Consider the following 19961-nt stretch of genomic DNA (forward strand, 5'->3'; position numbering starts at 1 on the left):
ATCGTTGAAGATAAGAAGATACGGGGGCTGGTCACGCGTGTCACAAGTCTGTTATACTTACCTTACACATTGGGGCTGATTCTGGATTCGACGGGATTTGCGAAACCCAAGGTGCATGCCGAGGGGCGGTTGGCCTCGTAAAAAGCCGCAAAAAAATAGTCGCAAACGACGAAAACTACGCTTTAGCAGCTTAATAACCTGCTTAGAGCCCTCTCTCCCTAGCCTCCGCTCTTAGGACGGGGATCAAGAGAGGTCAAACCCAAAAGAGATCGCGCGGATGCCCTGCCTGGGGTTGAAGCGTTAAAACTAATCAGGCTAGTCTGGTAGTGGCGTGTCCGTCCGCAGGTGCCAGGCGAATGTAAAGACAGACTAAGCATGTAGTACCGAGGATGTAGGAATTTCGGACGCGGGTTCAACTCCCGCCAGCTCCACCAAATGATGATCCGGATATGTCCGGTGAAGTACAGAAAGCCCGCACAGCACAAGCTCTGCGGGCTTTTTTGTGTCTGTCATTGTCCGAGAACATCCGGCTAAATCCAGAGAAAATTGGTACACGTTTAGGTACACGCTATACTGTGGTCCATTAAACGTGTACCAATTATGGAAGGAATCCAGACATGGCGCGCATCACACGCCCCCTCACTAACAACGAGATCCTTAAAGCTAAACCCCGAGAAAAAGATTTCACTCTGCATGATGGGGACGGCCTGTTCTTACTCGTGAAAACATCTGGTAAAAAGCTCTGGCGCTTCCGATACCAACGTCCAGTAAGTAATAGCCGAACTAACCTGAGTCTCGGCTCATACCCTGCCCTTACACTCGCAGCAGCTCGTCAGATACGCGACCAATATTTGGCTACGCTCGCGCAGGGGATGGATCCGCAACAGCAACAAGAGCAAGCATCAGAGCAACGTCAGATTGAGCTGGATAGCATTTTCTCAACTGTGGCCTCCAACTGGTTCAAAATGAAGAGCAAAAGCGTCACAGAGGACTACGCGAAGGATATTTGGCGTTCTCTAGATAAAGACGTATTTCCAGCAATAGGCGCGATACCTGTTCAGGAGATTAAGGCCAGAACGATAGTTGAAGCATTGGAACCAATCAAAGCACGCGGCGCATTAGAGACTGTTCGTCGCCTGGTCCAGCGCATTAACGAAATAATGATTTACGCAGTCAACACCGGCCTGATCGATACTAACCCGGCATCAGGTGTTGGAATGGCATTTGAGAAACCCAAAAAGCAGAACATGCCCACGCTACGACCAGAAGAATTACCTAAGCTGATGCGTTCTCTGGTCATGTCGAATCTGTCTGTTTCGACTCGATGTCTTATTGAGTGGCAGCTCCTGACCCTAGTGCGCCCTTCTGAGGCTTCTGGTGCTCGGTGGGTCGAGATCGATCTCGATGCCAAACTCTGGACGATTCCCGCCGAACGAATGAAGGCTAAGCGTGAACACATTGTCCCTTTGTCACCTCAGGCTTTAGATATTTTGGAAGTAATGAAGCCAATCAGCGCTCATCGTGAACATATTTTCCCTAGTAGAAATGATCCAAAGCGGCCGATGAATAGTCAGACTGCTAATGCTGCTTTAAAACGTATAGGTTATGGTGGAAAATTAGTTGCACATGGTTTACGTTCAATAGCCAGTACAGCTCTCAACGAATCTAATTTTAATTCTGATGTGATTGAGTCTGCGCTGGCACACACAGATAAGAATGAGGTTAGGAAAGCGTACAATCGGTCCATTTATTTGAAACAAAGAGTTGAGCTAATGGACTGGTGGGGTAATTTTGTTATGATTACTAATAGATGATAAAGGACTGCACATGAGCACAGTAAAAAATATTGATACCGTTTCATCACACTTTAACATTTCGCCATCAATTCTTGATCAACTTGATGTTGTTGATGTTTTATTAGAGTCAGATACGTTGCTTTTCATTGACCCTATGCTCCTCCCTGAAAGTAAGCATCCTGAAATGAAAGTGGATGCTGATAAGAAATACATAGATACTTTCACAAATATCATTAAATTACTTAAAGCATCTAAGGTTCAGAATGATAATGATGTTGCTTGGAAGGCAGCCAAAAAGTTATTTTCATTTTCCGAAATAGGATGGACATGTTTGGGTTATGGCTCATCAGCCAAAGGCTCAGGATTCGGGCCACACCTTGTGAACACAACAATGAATACTGCCTATCAAATTATCAACATGGATATTGATGATCCTGACTTATTTATGGTCATGTCGTTATTTGAAGAAGGTATTGGGGCTGATAGAATTAGTGACATGACTACAAATATAATATTTGAGTCCTTAGTGAAATTCTCAGAAAGAGTTAATCAAACCCTTCAAATCCCGACAAAAGAATTTTCTTTTAAAGGGAAAAAGTACATTGCCCCTCATAATCCATTAACAGATAAACCATTAATATTAGTTCCTAAAGATGTTGTCCGTGATTTGCCTATATCCACTGACTGGAGCGGTGCAGTCAGTACAATGAAAGAAAACACGGACCTACGTGACAGAATTAATACCAACATTGGTAAACTGCTCGCATCAATGACCCAAAAAGAAAAAGCTGAAGCCAAGCGACGAGCTTTAGAGAAAAAAGAATATTTTGAAGACCTCCTAGAATTAATAAAAGAAGTAGAAAAAGAGCCTTACGATTTTAAAGCTGATAAGAATGGTGAATTATTTTGGTCAAGACTTGTATCTTCAATAGATAAAAAATACCCTTTCAATCTTTCTAAGTTTAATAAAAAACTAACCTTAGATGAGGTAGAAAATTTGGTTGATGAGATATTAACCCAATTCAAAGATCTAATTGAAAACAAAGGTCTATGGAAGGAAATGTGGGCAGATGATAAAAAACCAAGAAAAGAAAAAGCGGCTCAACGTTTACTTTTTGCAGTAGCTTATTCATATTGCAAAGCCAATAACTTAGACATTAGCCCTGAGGCTGACTCTGGTAATGGACCTGTTGACTTCAAAGTCTCGCAAGGATTCGAGCAGAAAGTTTTAGTTGAAGTTAAGTTATCATCCAATGGTAAATTACTGCACGGATATGAAAAGCAATTAGAAATTTATAGAAATGGTGATGATACAGATCGAGCATTTTTCGTAATAGTTGATATCGGTCATTTAGGAGAAAAATACCAAAAGGTCCAGCAGGCTAGAATTGCAGCAGAAAATGAAGGTTTAAGAGCCTCAAAGATTATTCATATTGATGCACAACAAAAAGACTCTGCGAGCATTCGTATCTAGATTAACAAAGGCTCAACTATCACTTAGCTGAGCCTTTGTTATTTTCTACCAGATTAATATATCTACATATGTTTGCGCGCAATGCTCTCCCCGCCACGCCTGCCCGCTTAAGAGGTCGCTTTTAATGCAGGTGCATGAACCGGCTCAGGCCGCGCCGGTACTGCCGCGGTGGGGAAAATAAAATACGGGGATTTGCATGCAAAACCATGCACCTTATGGATGCATGGCTTTTTTCGGAAAAAATAGCGGAATTTTGCGGATTTTTTTGCGTGCTACCGTGCGGCCAGTTCTGCACGTCGGCGGGTGTAAATCAGGTTCTGTGCCGGGGTGAATTTCTGGCGATTATCATCCCGCGAGGCCGCATCAGGCCTGAATCCGATGGCCGTTAAAATATCGCTGTCCTGCGCGGAATAATTAATTTTTTCACCTGCGGCCAGCCACACCGACAGGGCTTCACGCAGATAATCAACCGAGTGCTGCATGGCGCTCTGTTTTACTGCGGGAATTTGTTCGTTATACCCCATCAGCTCAGGTGCCAGCGTGGCGGCCAGCTCCGCGCCGTGCTGCTGCATAAAGTCATGGAGACGGTTGCGGATGCTGATGTGCTGCACCTCCTCATGTGAGCGGATATAGCGACCGGCGGCCTGATTAATTTCCCATTTTTTCACATCGATATTGTCGCGCAAATCCTGCATTCTGCGCGGGATTTGTTCGTCACCGGCAAGGAGCTGTTCACGGTATTCCCGTTCAAGGTCTGCAAGTTCGGCTTTACGTTTCAGCCAGGTATTTTTGTTCGTCTGACAGGCCTCAAAGGCCTGCTGTATTGTCACAGTGGTCACGTGTCTCTCTCCTGATTAATGCCGGAACGGCGAACTGTAGCAGCCCTGTACTTTACGCGGCGCGGGGTCGGGTTTCTCCGGTGCGGCACGTATCACACCGTCAACCGACTCGATGGTGCGGAAAGTGGCCGAGCATTCGATATTGGTACACTGGTGATAACGCTGTTTGACGTTTTCCGACAGATACCGGCTGGTACGGACGTGCGCGGTCTTTTTGCAGAACGGGCAGTGAAACATGATTCAGCCCTCTGCCTGTTCGTGGTCTTTTGCGGCCAGTTCAGCGGCAAGCTTCATCCGTCTGGCCGGGCTTCTTAACAGCGCCATATCAACCCCGGTTATGACCGGGCGATTCATGCCCGTTACGGACAGAACCGGCTCCTGCTCCATATCAAAATGATACAGGGCTGACTGCAGATTCAGGGCATCACCCAGCTCGCGGGTCACGGTCGCACGCGGCGAGGTTTCTCCGCTCATTTCCAGCGACCGTATACGCAACAGAAAGACACGTAACAGTGCGGGGCTGATACCGGTCAGCGCCTTCTTCCACTCGCTGTTGGCGTAGGTAGTGAACGCTTTTTCATGGGCGCTGATGTAAGCCGTACCGGAGGAGCATGCGCCAAGCATGGCGAGGTTTTTGTCTTTCTCCAGCTCGGTAATCAGACCGGTAAACTCATCAGCCAGTTCGCGGCTGGCGATACGTTTACTGTGTTCAGCTTTCAGTTCGGGAGTGAGGTTGCCGCGCAGAGTTCGAAAGCGGCTGCGCCAGTCCTGTTCGGCCTGTGCACTTTCACTGAGCGCGGTCTGTCGTTCCTGCTCACAACGCTGAATGGAAGCCTCAATGTCGCTGAGTTTACCCATGCTGGCCGTGTGTGCGTCTTTTGCTTCGTTAAGTGCGGCCAGCGCACCGGCAATACGTTGTTCCGCGCCTTCATCCTGTTTACTGATAACGGTCTGCATGGCTTTGATAATGAGTTCGGGTTTCATGTTCAGGCTCTCCGTGTGTTCAACCTGAAATGATTCTGACGCCTCCTGCACAACAACACGATTCATTGCCGTTGTCAGAGTGCTGGCACAAACAGACCTTAAAATCAGGCTGGCCAGGGAAAGGTCGCAGGAAAACCTTACTCACCGTTTGTTTTTTTACTTATAACTATTCACCACTGTTCACCTTAAATAAAAAGATAAGTAATACAGTAAGTTAAAGGGTGAACAGTTGAAGGTCTGACTGTTCACCGTCTGTTCACCACTGTTCACCCTTCAGTTTGTTCAGCCAGTCAGCCACTTAGACTTTTTAGTGATTAAAAATAATAAATATATAAACAAAAGTAATCAGCAATGGGCCACCGGTTTGCCAACGTTTGCCAAAAAACGGCCAACGTTTGCCACTGTATAAAAAACGCTCTGTTGTGTGGTGGAGCAGTACAAAATGACTTGTTGCCCTGAGGGAAAATATTCACAAAATAGAGAGCTACCCGAAGCCGGACGGACACGACCGGCACTGTATGGACTTTGTGAGGTAGCCCGATGCACATCGCTTTTTCTTCCCCGTCTTCTGCCCCTGCCGCCCCGCTGATGCCGGTTTCTGATACCGTTCACGAGCGCTTTATCCGTCTGCCCGAAGTGATGCATCTGTGCGGCCTGTCCCGCTCGACCATTTATGATCTCATCAGCCGGGAAGCCTTCCCGAAACAAATCTCCCTCGGCGGAAAAAATGTGGCGTGGGCGCAGTCTGAAATCACTGCATGGATGGCGGATCGCATTGCCGAACGTAACCGGGGCTATGACGCATGATGATGACCGTTCAGCAAACAGCCCCTTTTTCTGGCTTGCTTCTTTTCGCCGTTTCCAGGTATAGTTTTCCCGCTGTCGCAAAATCGGCAGCCGGGCGTAGGAACCCGAGTTACTCAATGGCGACACCGGACGCGCCATGCGTCTTTTTTTACGTCGTTGCTCAGGCACACCCATTTTTCGGGCTGTGGTGTTTACACCTTAGCCCCTGTCAGGTAATGGTGATCCGGGCGGGGCAGCCTTCGGGCTGGCCGGTATTCATTGAGGCCGGTATTCCTACCCCCGTTCGGGTCACCACCCATGAGCGTAGGAACTCCGGTGGTGGCAATAACCGCTACTCAATGGAGGTTGCCACTATGGCTACGACCCTCACCCCGTCACACCCGCAGTTTGTCTTTGTATTTGCCGCTGTTCGTCGCGCAGACCGTAAACCCCGTATTTGTATGCTTCGCACCGTTGCCGGTGATGAGCACGCCGCACGCCTTTCTCTTGTTCGCGATTACGTCCTCTCGTTTGCTGGCCGTCTGCCGGTTGCGGAGGTGCGCGCATGAGACACACTACCATTACCGCCCGTGACCTCGAATGTCTGGAGCACATGCGCAATGTCGGCCAGCTCGTCGGCGACCTGATGCAGGTGCAGGACTGCGCCACCGTTCGTCGTGACCCGGCGCAGCACTTACAGCTCACCTCCGTGATTTACCTCATGACCGCCCAGCTCGACGGCGTGGTCGAACGCTGCAATCAGCAGTGGCTTACCGGGGAGGGTAACGTATGAAAAAGCCATTACCGCCCGTATTACGCGCCGCGCTGTATCGTCGCGCAGTGGCCTGTGCATGGCTGACCCTGTGCGAACGCCAGCACCGCTACCCGCACCTCACCCTAGACGCGCTGGAAAGCGCCATTGCCGCCGAGCTCGAAGGGTTTTATCTGCGCCAGTACGGCGAGGAAAAAGGCCGCCAGATTGCCTGTGCCCTGCTGGAAGATTTAATGGAAGCCGGACCACTCAAAGCCGCGCCGTCGCTGTCCTTTCTCGGGCTGGCCGTGATGGATGAGCTTTGCGCCCGTCATATCACGTCGCCGGTACTGCACTGAGGGAGAAAATAACCATGAAAATGAACGTAACAGAAACGGTAAAACAGGCGTGCGGCCACTGGCCGCGCATTCTCCCTGCGCTGGGTGTGAAGGTGATTAAAAACCGCCATCAGTCCTGCCCGGTGTGCGGTGGCTCTGACCGCTTTCGCTTTGACGATAAAGAGGGGCGCGGCACGTGGTTCTGTAACCAGTGCGGCGCGGGTGACGGACTGAAACTGGTCGAGAAGGTGTTCGGTGTATCAGCCTCTGAGGCCGCCGGGAAGGTGAACGCCGTGACCGGCAATCTGTCACCGGTTGCCCCGGAGATGATTGCAGCCGCAGAAGCCGGAACGGAGGCCGACCGGAAAGCGGCGGCAGAGCTTTCCGTAAAACTGATGGAGAAAACCTACACGACCACTGGCAATGCCTACCTCACCCGCAAGGGTTTCCCCGTTCTGGAATGTCTGACGCTCACCGTCATGCATAAAACCGGCGGCGTGACGTTCCGCGCCGGGGATGTGGTGGTGCCGCTGCATGACGATACCGGCGCACTGGTTAACCTTCAGCTTATCAATGCTGACGGTCTCAAACGCACCCTGAAAGGCGGTCAGGTCAAAGGGGCATGTCATATCATCGAAGGGAAAAAACAGGCCGGAAAACGCCTGTGGATTGCAGAGGGTTATGCGACCGCACTCACCGTGCATCACCTGACCGGGGAAACCGTCATGGTGGCGCTGTCCTCCGTGAACCTCTTTTCTCTGGCGAGCCTTGCCCGTCAGAAATATCCGGCCTGTCAGATTGTGCTCGCTGCCGACCGTGACCTTAACGGCGACGGCCAGAGTAAAGCCGCTGCGGCCGCAGATGCCTGTGAGGGCATTGTTGCCCTGCCGCCGGTGTTCGGTGACTGGAATGATGCGTTTATACAGTACGGCGAGGAGGCCACGCGGAAAGCCATTTATGACGCCATCCGGCCACCGGCGCAAAGCCCATTCGACACCATGAGCGAGGCGGAATTTACCGCCATGAGCGCCAGCGACAAGGCTTTGCGGGTGCATGAGCACTACGGCGAAGCGCTGGCGGTGGATGCGAACGGCCAGCTCCTGTCCCGCTATGAAAACGGCATCTGGAAAAATATCCCTGCCGCCACTTTTTCACGGAATGTGGCTGATTTATTCCAGCGCTTACGCGCCCCGTTCTCGTCGGGGAAAATTGCCTCGGTGGTGGAGACCCTGAAATTGATTATTCCGCAGCAGGATACACCGGCGCGCCGTCTGATTGGCTTTCGCAACGGGGTACTCGATACTCAAAGCGGCGTATTCAGCCCGCACCACAAATCGCACTGGCTGCGCACCTTATGCGATGTGGATTTCACCCCGCCGGTGGAGGGGGAAACGCTGGAGACGCACGCGCCGGATTTCTGGCGCTGGCTCGACCGTGCAGCCGGCAAAAATCCACAAAAACGCGACGTGATTCTGGCCGCGCTGTTTATGGTGCTGGCGAACCGTTACGACTGGCAGCTCTTTCTCGAAGTGACCGGTCCCGGCGGGAGTGGCAAAAGTATTCTGGCTGAAATCGCGACCCTGCTCGCCGGGGAGGATAACGCCACGTCAGCCGATATCGACACACTGGAAGACCCGCGCAAGCGTGCCTCCCTGATTGGCTTCTCGCTTATCCGTCTGCCTGACCAGGAGAAATGGAGCGGTGACGGGGCAGGACTCAAGGCCATCACCGGCGGTGATGCGGTCTCCGTTGACCCGAAATACAAGGATGCGTACTCCACCCATATTCCGGCGGTGATTCTGGCCGTGAACAATAACCCCATGCGCTTCACCGACCGCAGCGGTGGTGTGTCACGTCGCCGGGTGATTATTCACTTCCCGGAGCAAATTGCGCCGGAGGAACGCGACCCGCAGCTCAGGGATAAAATTGCGCGCGAGCTGGCCGTGATTGTGCGCCAGCTCATGCAGAAGTTCAGCGACCCGATGGCAGCCCGCGCACTGCTCCAGTCACAGCAGAATTCCGACGAGGCGCTCAACATCAAGCGCGATGCTGACCCGACGTTTGATTTTTGCGGCTATCTGGAAATGCTCCCGCAGACCAACGGGATGTTTATGGGGAATGCCAGCATCATCCCGCGTAATTATCGTAAATATCTCTATCACGCGTATCTGGCCTATATGGAGGCTAACGGATACAGGAACGTGCTCAGCCTGAAAATGTTCGGGCTGGGACTGCCCATGATGCTGAAAGAGTTCGGCCTGAATTATGAGAAGCGGCATACCAAGCAGGGGATACAAACCAATCTGTCGCTGAAAGAGGAAAGCTACGGCGACTGGCTGCCGAAGTGCGACGAACCCGCAGCAACATAACCTCACTCAGACCGGCAACAGCCGGTCTTTTCCTTTCTGGCCATTGCCACAAGGTGAACAATCCACTGTTCACCCTTCACCGTATATTCACCCTGTATCACCATGAAATTATTAATAAAAAACCAAAGGTGAACAGTGTGAACAGTAAAACCTAAAAAAACTTTTTATCCCCCCACCACATCGCCTGACCGGGCAGATCCAGAACGAGCAAAAATCACAAAGGGGAAGAGTCGACTTTTCACTCCTCACCAACTCACCACCGCTTAACCACATGATATAAAATAGAAAATCATCGAAGTTAACAGTATAAACAGTTAGATTAAAAAAATACTTACGCATCTTATGGCGATAGGTAACACTATCTTCATAAGAAAAGTCACATTACATGAAGAACTAAGAAGGAAGACATATAAATGGATAAAACTGATTACATCCTGCGTTCACTTACGAAAACCTCAAAAAAACGATGGGAACATTATGCAGTAACTCGCATTTATCATCTTTTAAATGATCCCGATATTGAATTTGTCTGCCAGCAATGTGTCAGAAAAGAAAATGGGAAAATCTATTTGGCAGATTTATTTTTCCCACAACTGGAACTTTATCTTGAAATTGATGAAGGGCATCACAACAGTGAGCAATCACAAATAGATGATGCGAAACGTCGTATGGATATTACTGAAGTCACAGGATTTTTAGAGAAAAGAATTCCCGCCAGCGAAATAAGTCTTGAAATTTTCGATCGTTATATCAATGAATTTATTGAGTTGATACGCAATCGTAAAAATAGAATGATTAAAGATAAAAAATTCAAAGAATGGGATTATGATAATAAATATACAGCTCGTCCTCATCTTAAGGCAGGAAGGATATCTGTAGGTCCAGATGCCGTCTTCAGATACCACCGGGATGCTTTGAACTGTTTCGGTTACAACAAAGGACATCATCAGTCTGGCGGTTGGAGCATTCCTTCTCACATAAGTGAAGCAATGGGTCTATCAGGAAAATGCATGGTTTGGTTTCCAAAACTATATGGAAATTCAGATTGGGGAAATGAATTGACTGATGATGGTAACAAAATCATAGAGCGGAATATAAAAGATGATGAGGGATACACAGAACGCTGGGATAAACGAATTGTTATGGCACATTCTCGTGATGAGTTGAACAGGACACTGTACCGATTTCTTGGGGTGTTTGAAGCTATCCCTGGTCACCATACTGGCAACATACTAGAGTTTCATCGTGTAAGCACATCGGTCAATGTATACCCTCCTAATGATGCTGCCCCATGATTAACAGCATATTTAGTTCCCTGTTTATACGAGATACAACGCTGCTACTGTGAGAAAATTGGTACACGCTTAGGTACACAACTGAAAGTTGAATACGAAAAAATCTCTTAATTTTAATAGGTTGGGAAATTTATTCAGACTCCGCCAGCCCACCAAATATTGATGTACTGAAGTTCAGTAAAGTCTACTAAGCCCGTATAGCACAAGCTCTGCGGGCTTTTTTACGTCCATTGCCGCCTGGTGAGGATTGCAGAGAACCTTACGGACACTGGAGTCAAATGACGCGGTGGGTAAAGCGGCTGCGCGATGGGTGACAGGGCAAAACGCCAAAAGTCTCACCAATAACTCCCGAAAGAATTGGAATACGAGAGTCAAAGAAAATAGAACACTCACTGAGAGTCCTGGCTGGCTGGGGCAAAGCTCGCAGTCAGACTGTCGAGCATAAAGATAAGCAGTTGCCCGTGAGACGCCAGGATGTTGGGCTACGGTATCCATAGATTTGCGAAGATTCAGCAGACCTTCTTTGCGAAGCTTAATGATCAATTCTTTTCTGTCAGCTGCTTTAAGCGTCCTGGCCGTAGTGGCACGAGCAGCGGCGAAACTATCTATGCGCTGTCGAATGGTCTCTGTTCCTCCAGGAGCAATATTTTCTCACGGAATTTTTTATTACCGTATGCGTTATTCAGCATAATCCGAAGACGTGATCCTGCTCACCCAGTCAAACATAACTTGCATATGATTGCCATTGGATGTCCTCACACCAACCTGACACGCATTTACACCTGTCGTTTTGCCAGTCAAAACCTGTCCATACTTCATATAGATTTTGATACCGACCCCCTGTTTATAGCACTTATTGCAAATCGAGAAATAATCTCTTCTTGATGGAGTATATTGCTGAAGATTAAATTCGTCAGCCGGCACCAGCGAAAGATTAAAAGCGTCATTACCTGATAATTCTTCAAGAATTGCCAGTGACTCTAATTTAACTTCAATGCGCTTATTTCCTTTAGGTTTATCCGAAGCCAGAATCAAATTTTCCCTCGGATTAAACTTCGCAATGTAGCCTGTGATTATCCGGGCATTATTACTCACCAATCGAACAGGGATATCATTAAAACGTAGAAATTGAACTCGACGAGCAAGCATAGAATAATCCCGCGGCCATATTTCAGCCTCTCGCCCGTAGGAAATATCATTTACAGCTATACATTCCATAAAGATATATTCATCTATGCTGAATGAAAAAGCCCCGGATTCACGGGGCTGAATAAAACGAAATAAATTAACGTAACAGAGACAGCACGTTCTGCGGGACCTGGTTAGCCTGCGCCAGAACGGAAGTACCGGCCTGCTGCAGAATCTGCGCGCGAGACATGTTGGAGACTTCGGTCGCATAGTCGGAATCTTCGATACGGCTACGCGCTTCAGACAGGTTGTTTACGGTATTGCCCAGGTTGGTGATAGCGGAGTTGAAACGGTTCTGTACCGCACCCAGGTCAGAGCGCAGCGCATCCACCTGCGCCAGCGCGGCATCAATTTTCTGCAGCGGGTTTTCGGTGGTTTTAGCGGCTGCTTCAGCCAGCTCTGGTTGTGCTTTGAAATCATGACCAGCGGCTTTGCTGGCATTGTAGGTTTTACCGTCGATAGTAACGACTTCGGTTTTACCATCTACGCCACCCAGTTGGTTAGCCGCTGTTTTGGTAGTGCCGTCAGCAGCAGTATAACTTGTGGTTTTAGCTTTAATTGCTCCTGTCGCTTCATCGTAATCTGCAGCGTAATACTTATCGCCAGCTTTAAGCGCATAACCGCCTTCAATTGTCTTACCATTTTTATCGGTATAAGACATTTTGACCAATGTCGCGGCATTAGCATCGGCAGTGTCAACGCCGCCAGCGATTAAGGCATTCTTAGCATCTGCTGAAACAACTGCTGGTGTATCTTTTAACTCCTGTACTTCTGTTTTAGTTGCCGCACCAGCAGGCATTGTGGTTTTAGTTGCACCCGTAGCAAGTGTAACTTTACCGTCAGTAGCAACGTTAACTTCATAATCGCCATTTTTGGCGGCATCAGCACCAGTAAAGCCACCAATAGTAACAAAGTACTTATTATTATCTGCGTCAAATTTAACTGTACCACCCGTTACAGCAGCCGTACCAGTCGTACCACCAATGGCCGCTTTGATGGCCGCATCATCAAGGCCTGAGGCATCCAGTGTAGTACCATTATCGGCATAAGCTTTCGTTGTTACTGCTGTATCTTTCACATCATACGCTTTCTGCACGTTCAGTGAATCCAGACCCAGGGTCTGAGAGTTGATCTGCTTCAGATCGATATCGATAGTTTCACCGTCGTTGGCGCCAACCTGGATGGTCAGGGTGTTGTCCTGCGCCAGGACTTTCACGCCGTTGAACTGAGTCTGGCCGGATACACGGTCGATTTCGTTCAGGCGCTGGGTGATTTCAGCCTGGATGGAGTCGAGGTCAGACTGGGAGTTGGTGCTGTTAGCAGACTGAACCGCCAGTTCACGCACACGCTGCAGGTTGTTGTTGATTTCGTTCAGCGCGCCTTCAGTGGTCTGCGCAATGGAGATACCGTCGTTAGCGTTACGGGAAGCCTGAGTCAGACCTTTGATGTTCGCGGTGAAACGGTTAGCAATCGCCTGACCTGCCGCATCGTCTTTCGCGCTGTTGATACGCAGACCAGAAGACAGACGCTCGATAGCGGTGCCCAGTGCGGACTGGGATTTGTTCAGGTTATTCTGGGTCAGCAGCGACAGACTGTTAGTGTTGATTACTTGTGCCATAAAATTTTCCTTTTGGAAGGTTTTTGATAAAGCAATCTCCCATGAGAAAAGCGACTAAAATTCTTCCTTATCTGATGTAAAGGAGAAAATCATGGCTACTATTGGGTATATTCGGGTGTCAACAATTGACCAAAATATCGATTTACAGCGTAATGCGCTTACTAGTGCAAATTGTGACCGCATTTTTGAGGACCGTATCAGTGGCAAGATTGCAAACCGCCCCGGCCTGAAACGGGCGTTAAAGTATGTAAATAAAGGCGATACTCTTGTCGTCTGGAAATTAGACAGACTGGGCCGCAGCGTGAAAAACCTGGTGGCGTTAATATCAGAATTACATGAACGTGGAGCTCACTTCCATTCTTTAACCGATAGTATTGATACCAGTAGCGCGATGGGGCGATTCTTTTTTCATGTAATGTCAGCACTGGCCGAGATGGAGCGAGAATTAATTGTCGAGCGAACCCTTGCCGGACTGGCTGCCGCCAGAGCGCAAGGACGACTGGGAGGGCGCCCTCGGGCGATCAACAAACATGAACAGGAACAGATTAGTCGGCTATTAGAGAAAGGCCATCCTCGGCAGCAACTAGCTATTATTTTTGGTATTGGCGTATCTACCTTATACAGATATTTTCCGGCAAGCCGCATAAAAAAACGAATGAATTAAAATAAAAATTACAACAGGATGGATATAACATTTTTGTAATACAGGCGTATGGCATAAATAAACCGAAAGGGTATACGAAAAAGACAGCATCTAATTAAAAAGAGAAAAAAATTCAACGCATTAACATATATAGTGTAGCGCGCTCACGATAAGGCCTATGTTACATCCAGCTATAGACGACATCGCTCAAAACACTACCAGACACAGTATTCACCTGGAAAGGCTTTTTAATCAAAATGTTAGATGTAAGCAATTACGGACAGAAAAAATAGTAAAGTTTATGCCTCAAGTGTCGATAACCTGGATGACACAGGTAAGCCTGGCATAACATTGGTTATCAAAAACCTTGGTTTTCAAGAACCAATAAATCGTGTGGCTAATGCGCTATAAAAATCGCAGAGCGGTGACGATATCCGCATAAGGAGCTGTTCGTTCGCAACATTCGAACGGTAACGTAAAGCTGGTTTCATTGGTTAATGAAGACGAAGGGGACAAAATTACTACAGAGTTGATACCACAGAGATAGTCCAGGCTCGCAGGTGATACGGGATTTAACGCCGGAAAGTCTGCACAGAACACGATCTGCCGCCGGATACCATTAAATTGCCCGGCAACGTGTTATCAATACTACTACCGACGTTTCCCGTTACCTTGCTGTCGGTACGTTTACCTCATTGTCTGAAAGGTTATTTGCGAAGTTATCATTAATAATCCACGGGCGTCTGGTATGCGAATCCAGTTCCCCAATCCTGGCGCTTTGCCTTTGCGACCATACGCACGTAAATAAGCCTGAAACCAAACTTCACCGCTTAACGCTCTCCTCTTTCCCGATTTTTACGCAAAAAATCATCACATGCTCAAGTGTCGTATTAGTTATTGCATTTTCCAAATGATATTGGTAATTATTATCATTCTCATTAGCGACTTATTCGATGTATGACGTGGAGAGAGAGGATTTCTCATGCGTATTCTGTTTGTCGGTCCACCACTGTATGGACTGCTATACCCTGTGCTGTCCCTGGCGCAAGCGTTTCGTGTTAATGGCCATGAAGTGCTGATTGCAAGCGGTGGAAAATTTGCACAGAAAGCAGCCGAAGCTGGGTTGGTGGTATTTGACGCTGCGCCTGGTTTCGATTCGGAAGCGGGTTATCGCCGTCAGGAGGCATTACGAAAAGAAAATAACATTGGAACAAAAATGGGGAACTTCTCATTCTTCAGCGAAGAGATGACTGACCCGCTGGTCGCGTTCGCCGGGCAGTGGCGGCCAGATCTCATCGTCTACCCTCCTCTTGGGGTCGTTGGACCACTGATTGCCGCTAAGTATGACATTCCGGTAGTGATGCAAACCGTCGGCTTCGGTCATACGCCCTGGCACATCAAAGGCGTGACGAAATCACTTTCTGACGCCTACCGCCGCCATGGGGTCAGCGCGCCACCAAGAGATCTGGCGTGGATAGACGTCACACCGCCCAGCATGAGCATACTGCAAAATGACGGAGAGCCGGTTATCTCCATGCAATACGTCCCGTATAACGGCGGCGCCGTCTGGGAAGAATGGTGGGAACGTACACCTGATCGCAAGCGTCTTCTGGTCAGCCTCGGCACCGTCAAACCGATGGTGGATGGCCTGGATCTGATTTCCTGGGTAATGGATTCTGCCGGCGAAGTAGATGCCGAAATCATCCTGCATCTTTCGGCAAACGCCCGCTCGGATTTACGTTCTCTGCCGCCGAATGTCCGTCTGGTCGACTGGCTTCCGATGGGCGTTTTCCTTAACGGCGCCGACGGTTTTATCCACCATGGCGGCGCAGGCAACACCCTGACGGCGCTGCATGCCGGCATTCCGCAGATAGTCTTTGGCCAGGGTGCCGACAGACCCGTCAATGCCCGCGCCGTGGTCGAGCGCGGATGCGGAATTATTCCCGGTAAGAGCGGGCTTACGAGCAGCATGATCAATACCTTCCTCGGTAATCGCGCGCTTCGCGAGGCGTCACAGGAGGTCGCGGCGGAAATGGCGGCCCAGCCTTGCCCGACCGAGGTGGCAAAAAAACTGATCGCCATGCTGCAACACGGCTAACCGCGGCAGCGCAATGACAATATGGCGGCTGAACCCAGCGTGTGTCGCCATATCTCATCTTTCACCGATAAGGAGGCTTAATGCCCGCGACTCATTCCCCCATGCCCGCTCGTGCCTGGATAGTTCGCCTTGCCCGCGTGTGTTGGGAACGTAAAACACTGAGCATCATTGTCATCGTAGCATCAGTATCGACCATTTTACTGGCTGCGCTGACGCCGCTAATAACGCGTCAGGCCGTCAATGACGCGATAGCAGGCGATACGACCCACCTGCCGTTACTTGCCTGCGGCCTGCTGTTAATTGCCCTTTTTGATTTTATCGGGAATTACGTGCGCCGCGGCTATGCCGGAGAACTCTCGTTGTGGGTTCAGCATACGTTACGTAGCCGTGCGTTCGACAGTATTCAGAAACTGGACGGCGCAGGCCAGGACGCCTTGCGTACCGGGCAGGTCATTTCGCGTACCAACAGCGATCTTCAACAGGTACACACCTTGCTACAGATGTGTCCGGTGCCGCTGGCGGTGCTCACTTACTATGTGGCCGGTATCGCGGTGATGCTATGGATGTCGCCATCCATGACGCTTATCGTGATTTGCGTACTGGCCGCCCTTGCTATTACCGCCCTGCGCGCCCGTCGCCGTGTTTTCGCGCAAACGGGGCTTGCCTCAGACCGGCTGGCGCACATGACGGAACATATGCGCGAAGTATTGGAACAGATCTCAGTGGTGAAGTCCTGCGTGGCGGAGTTACGCGAAACGCGTTGGCTCGATGGTCAGTCGCGGCAGATGGTGCGGGTACGCATCGGCGCCGCTATCTCGCAGGCGATGCCGGGCGCAACCATGCTGGCGCTACCAGTGATAGGGCAAATCGTCCTGCTGTGCTATGGCGGCTGGTCGGTAATGAATGGGCGCATCGATCTGGGAACCTTCGTTGCGTTCGCGAGTTTTCTCGCTATGCTGACCGGCCCTACCCGCGTACTGGCATCGTTTTTGGTTATCGCACAGCGCACACAGGCGTCGGTAGAGCGCGTCTTCGCGCTTATCGACACGCGTTCTCGCATGGAAGACGGTACTGAGTCGGTTGAGGGTCAGATTATCGGGCTGGACGTGGAGAAGATGAGTTTCCACTACGACAACGGTAACCGTATCCTCAATGAGATCTCGTTTTCCATTCACGCCGGTGAAACCGTGGCGGTGGTTGGCGCCTCCGGCTCCGGAAAATCAACATTGCTGATGTTGCTGGCGCGCTTTTACGATCCCACCTCCGGCGGAGTATGGCTCAACACCACTACGGGTCAACAGAATATTCGCGACCTGAAACTGACGGCGCTTCGTCGTCGCGCTGGCGTAGTGTTTGAAGACGCGTTTCTGTTTGCCGGTACGGTGGCGGAAAACATCGCCTATGGGCACCCGCAAGCGACTCAGGACGACATTCGACGCGCCGCCGATGCCGCAGGCGCCAGCGGGTTCATCAATGCGCTACCGCAGGGGTTCAACACCCGACTGACCGAACGCGGAAGCAACCTCTCCGGCGGCCAACGCCAGCGTATTGCGCTAGCCCGGGCACTGATTACCGCGCCGGAACTGCTGATTCTCGATGACACCACCTCGGCGGTCGATGCCGGTACTGAAGCGGAAATTAACACGGCTCTTGGTCGTTATGCCGATAATGAGCATATGCTGCTGGTGATTGCACGCCGCCGTTCAACACTGCAGTTAGCCGATCGGATCGTCGTGCTGGATAAAGGCCGCGTCGTGGATATCGGTACCCAGGCGGAGCTGGATGCAAGGTGTCCGACGTTTCGCTCGCTGATGAGCGGCGAGGGGGATTTTCTCGCCCTTGCCCCGGCAGAACAACGTACGCTATGGCCAACAACGCAGGCGGTAAAATCCGACGACGCGCATGAGCGCCAGACAACCGCCGGAAAAGGTTTTGTCGACCGGATGACGCGCGTTCCAGAACGCGCCGTACAGATGGCGCTGGCAGGCCACGGGCGTCAAGTCTCATCGCTGTTGACGCCAGTAGCCTGGATGTTCGTCATCGCCGCCCTGCTTATCGCGCTTGATTCCGCCGCAGGCGTTGGCGTGCTGGTGCTTTTGCAGCGCGGTATTGACTCAGGCGTTGCCGCAGGGGATATGTCGACTATTGGCATATGCGCTCTGCTCGCGCTGTGTCTGGTAGCGATCGGTTGGTGCTGCTATGCGCTGCAAACGATCTTCGCCGCCCGCGCGGCAGAGTCGGTACAGCATACGGTACGCTTACGCAGCTTCAGCCACCTGCTACGCCTGAGTCTTCCCTGGCACGAGAAGCACATCGACTCGCGTCTTACTCGCATGACCGTCGACGTTGATTCACTCGCCCGATTTCTGCAAAACGGTCTTGCCAGCGCGGCCACCAGCATCGTGACGATGGTCGCTATCGCCGCGGCAATGTTCTGGCTTGACCCCATTCTTGCGTTAACGGCATTAAGCGCCGTACCTGTAGTGATACTGGCGACGTGGATTTACCGCCGTTTGAGCTCGCCTGCTTACGCCCAGGCACGGCTGGAAATTGGTAAGGTGAACAGTACGCTTCAGGAAAAGGTCTCCGGTATGCGGGTAGTGCAGTCACACGGTCAACAGAAGCAGGAAGCCGCCAGGCTACGGGCGTTATCAGACAACTTCCGCGCCACCCGCGTGCGGGCGCAAAAATACCTTGCTGTCTATTTTCCGTTCCTGACCTTCTGCACCGAGGCCGCCTATGCCGCCGTGCTTTTAATCGGGGCGACCCGGGTCGCCGGAGGCGAAATGACGCCCGGGATACTGGCGGCGTTCTTCCTGCTACTGGGACAATTTTATGGCCCGGTACAGCAGTTGTCAGGCATTGTCGATTCCTGGCAGCAGGCGACCGCCAGCGGCAAACATATCAATGCGCTATTGGCGACTGAGGAAACGGAGAATATTGAACCGTCCTCCATAACGCCTGGCACTGGCGGCGCGCTACGTCTGGAGGCATTGACATTCCGCTATCCCGAAAAAACGCAACCTGTGCTTGATAAGCTCTCGCTCACCATTCCGCCAGGAACGGTAGTCGCGGTGGTCGGACGTAGCGGCGCCGGCAAATCGACGCTGATCAAGCTGCTGGCCGGGCTCTACTCTCCTGGCAGCGGGCAAATCCGTGTCGGTGAGCGCCTAATTGATGCCGCGTCGCTTAGTGATTATCGTCGCCAGACGGGGCTGGTCACTCAGGATGTCGCATTATTTAGCGGCGATATTGCCGAAAATATCCGCTATTCGCGGCCAGACAGCAGCGACACGGAGGTGGAGATCGCGGCGCGACAGGCGGGACTCTTTGAAACTGTGCAACATCTGCCGCTGGGGTTTCGTACTCCGGTCAATAACGGCGGCACGGATCTGTCCGCGGGCCAGCGTCAGTTGATTGCCCTCGCCCGCGCCCAACTGGCGCAGGCGCACATTCTGCTGCTCGACGAGGCGACAGCGCGTATCGACCGCAGCGCCGAGGAGCGCTTAATAACCTCGCTTACCGGAGTGACGCATACCGAGAAACGCATCGCGCTTATCGTCGCGCACCGACTGACCACCGCTCGCCGCTGCGATGTGATTGTCGTAATCGATAAAGGATGTATCGCTGAATATGGCAGCCATGAGCAGTTGATAGCGGCTCATGGCCTGTATGCTCGTCTGTGGCGGGCCAGCGTCGGCCAGACACGCGATACGCAAGGAGAGGTCGTAGGATAGTTTTTATCGCCACGATTTACGCAAAAGAAAGCCCGCAAGCGGCTG

The 19961-nt window shown here is 50.8% G+C and carries 16 protein-coding genes, 1 other RNA gene and 1 pseudogene; 12 read left to right on the forward strand and 6 right to left on the reverse strand.

Features of this window, described 5'->3' with window-relative positions:
- The first annotated feature begins 71 nt into the window (after positions 1-71).
- From ssrA to ACLJZ5_RS12715, 3 genes are all read left to right on the forward strand, one after another.
- Positions 72-434, forward strand: a transfer-messenger RNA (tmRNA) gene (ssrA, locus tag ACLJZ5_RS12705).
- A gap of 183 nt (positions 435-617) precedes the next feature.
- Positions 618-1814 carry an integrase domain-containing protein gene (locus ACLJZ5_RS12710; RefSeq protein WP_001592518.1) on the forward strand — a complete coding sequence of 399 codons (1197 nt, stop codon included), beginning with the start codon at positions 618-620 and terminating at the stop codon, positions 1812-1814.
- Between the two features lie 13 nt (positions 1815-1827).
- A complete protein-coding gene (locus ACLJZ5_RS12715) occupies positions 1828-3270 on the forward strand; it encodes a hypothetical protein (protein ID WP_024797834.1) in 1443 nt (480 codons plus the stop codon).
- Between the two features lie 272 nt (positions 3271-3542).
- On the opposite strand, the gene ACLJZ5_RS12720 is transcribed toward ACLJZ5_RS12715, so the two are convergent.
- Genes ACLJZ5_RS12720 through ACLJZ5_RS12730 form a run of 3 tightly spaced genes read right to left on the reverse strand, consistent with a single transcriptional unit; the run spans position 3543 to position 5093 of the window.
- On the reverse strand, positions 3543-4109 hold the full coding sequence (locus ACLJZ5_RS12720) for a phage polarity suppression protein (RefSeq protein WP_024797833.1): 567 nt from the start codon (positions 4107-4109) through the stop codon (positions 3543-3545).
- A gap of 15 nt (positions 4110-4124) precedes the next feature.
- Positions 4125-4346 (reverse strand): ogr/Delta-like zinc finger family protein, encoded by a 222-nt coding sequence (locus ACLJZ5_RS12725; RefSeq protein WP_024797832.1) that lies wholly within the window; start codon positions 4344-4346, stop codon positions 4125-4127.
- 3 nt (positions 4347-4349) lie between these two features.
- Positions 4350-5093 carry a hypothetical protein gene (locus ACLJZ5_RS12730; RefSeq protein WP_024797831.1) on the reverse strand — a complete coding sequence of 248 codons (744 nt, stop codon included), beginning with the start codon at positions 5091-5093 and terminating at the stop codon, positions 4350-4352.
- 540 nt (positions 5094-5633) lie between these two features.
- Here ACLJZ5_RS12730 and ACLJZ5_RS12735 point away from each other — a divergent pair.
- The 6 genes from ACLJZ5_RS12735 (at position 5634) to ACLJZ5_RS12760 (ending at position 10632) form a co-directional block, all read left to right on the forward strand.
- Positions 5634-5900, forward strand: coding sequence for a helix-turn-helix transcriptional regulator (locus tag ACLJZ5_RS12735; RefSeq protein ID WP_000546674.1), 267 nt, complete (start codon positions 5634-5636; stop codon positions 5898-5900).
- The gene (locus tag ACLJZ5_RS12740) at positions 5897-6448 is read left to right on the forward strand and encodes a host cell division inhibitor Icd-like protein (RefSeq protein WP_031617847.1); all 552 of its coding nucleotides are present in this window, start codon (positions 5897-5899) and stop codon (positions 6446-6448) included. The genes ACLJZ5_RS12735 and ACLJZ5_RS12740 overlap by 4 nt, the downstream gene beginning before the upstream one ends.
- On the forward strand, positions 6445-6672 hold the full coding sequence (locus tag ACLJZ5_RS12745) for a hypothetical protein (protein ID WP_001216597.1): 228 nt from the start codon (positions 6445-6447) through the stop codon (positions 6670-6672). The genes ACLJZ5_RS12740 and ACLJZ5_RS12745 overlap by 4 nt, the downstream gene beginning before the upstream one ends.
- Complete coding sequence (locus ACLJZ5_RS12750) at positions 6669-6989, forward strand: DUF5375 domain-containing protein (RefSeq protein WP_024797830.1); 321 nt, start codon at positions 6669-6671, stop codon at positions 6987-6989. Before ACLJZ5_RS12745 ends, ACLJZ5_RS12750 begins: the two co-directional genes overlap by 4 nt.
- Before the next feature lie 14 nt (positions 6990-7003).
- Entirely contained in the window at positions 7004-9337 is a 2334-nt protein-coding gene (locus ACLJZ5_RS12755; RefSeq protein WP_024797829.1) for a primase-helicase zinc-binding domain-containing protein, read from the forward strand.
- A 413-nt stretch (positions 9338-9750) separates the two neighbouring features.
- Positions 9751-10632: an AbaSI family restriction endonuclease gene (locus ACLJZ5_RS12760; protein ID WP_021557107.1), complete on the forward strand. Its 882-nt coding sequence runs from the start codon at positions 9751-9753 to the stop codon at positions 10630-10632.
- A 429-nt stretch (positions 10633-11061) separates the two neighbouring features.
- Here ACLJZ5_RS12760 and ACLJZ5_RS12765 read toward each other — a convergent pair.
- The 3 genes and pseudogenes from ACLJZ5_RS12765 to ACLJZ5_RS12775 form a co-directional block, all read right to left on the reverse strand.
- Positions 11062-11283, reverse strand: a pseudogene (locus ACLJZ5_RS12765) (helix-turn-helix domain-containing protein); the annotation flags it as partial.
- Between the two features lie 27 nt (positions 11284-11310).
- On the reverse strand, positions 11311-11850 hold the full coding sequence (fljA, locus tag ACLJZ5_RS12770; protein WP_000388874.1) for a phase 1 flagellin gene repressor FljA: 540 nt from the start codon (positions 11848-11850) through the stop codon (positions 11311-11313).
- 67 nt (positions 11851-11917) lie between these two features.
- On the reverse strand, positions 11918-13438 hold the full coding sequence (locus tag ACLJZ5_RS12775) for a FliC/FljB family flagellin (RefSeq protein WP_000079790.1): 1521 nt from the start codon (positions 13436-13438) through the stop codon (positions 11918-11920).
- A 91-nt stretch (positions 13439-13529) separates the two neighbouring features.
- Here ACLJZ5_RS12775 and hin point away from each other — a divergent pair, with 91 nt between their 5' ends.
- The 3 genes from hin (at position 13530) to iroC (ending at position 19916) form a co-directional block, all read left to right on the forward strand.
- On the forward strand, positions 13530-14102 hold the full coding sequence (hin, locus tag ACLJZ5_RS12780; protein WP_000190912.1) for a flagellar phase variation DNA invertase Hin: 573 nt from the start codon (positions 13530-13532) through the stop codon (positions 14100-14102).
- A 961-nt stretch (positions 14103-15063) separates the two neighbouring features.
- Positions 15064-16179 (forward strand): salmochelin biosynthesis C-glycosyltransferase IroB, encoded by a 1116-nt coding sequence (gene iroB, locus ACLJZ5_RS12785; RefSeq protein WP_024797798.1) that lies wholly within the window; start codon positions 15064-15066, stop codon positions 16177-16179.
- An 80-nt stretch (positions 16180-16259) separates the two neighbouring features.
- Positions 16260-19916 (forward strand): salmochelin/enterobactin export ABC transporter IroC, encoded by a 3657-nt coding sequence (gene iroC, locus ACLJZ5_RS12790; RefSeq protein ID WP_024797799.1) that lies wholly within the window; start codon positions 16260-16262, stop codon positions 19914-19916.
- Positions 19917-19961 lie beyond the last annotated feature (45 nt).

The sequence above is a fragment of the Salmonella sp. 5800 genome, assembly GCF_046558195.1.
Taxonomy (GTDB): Bacteria; Pseudomonadota; Gammaproteobacteria; order Enterobacterales; family Enterobacteriaceae; genus Salmonella; species Salmonella enterica.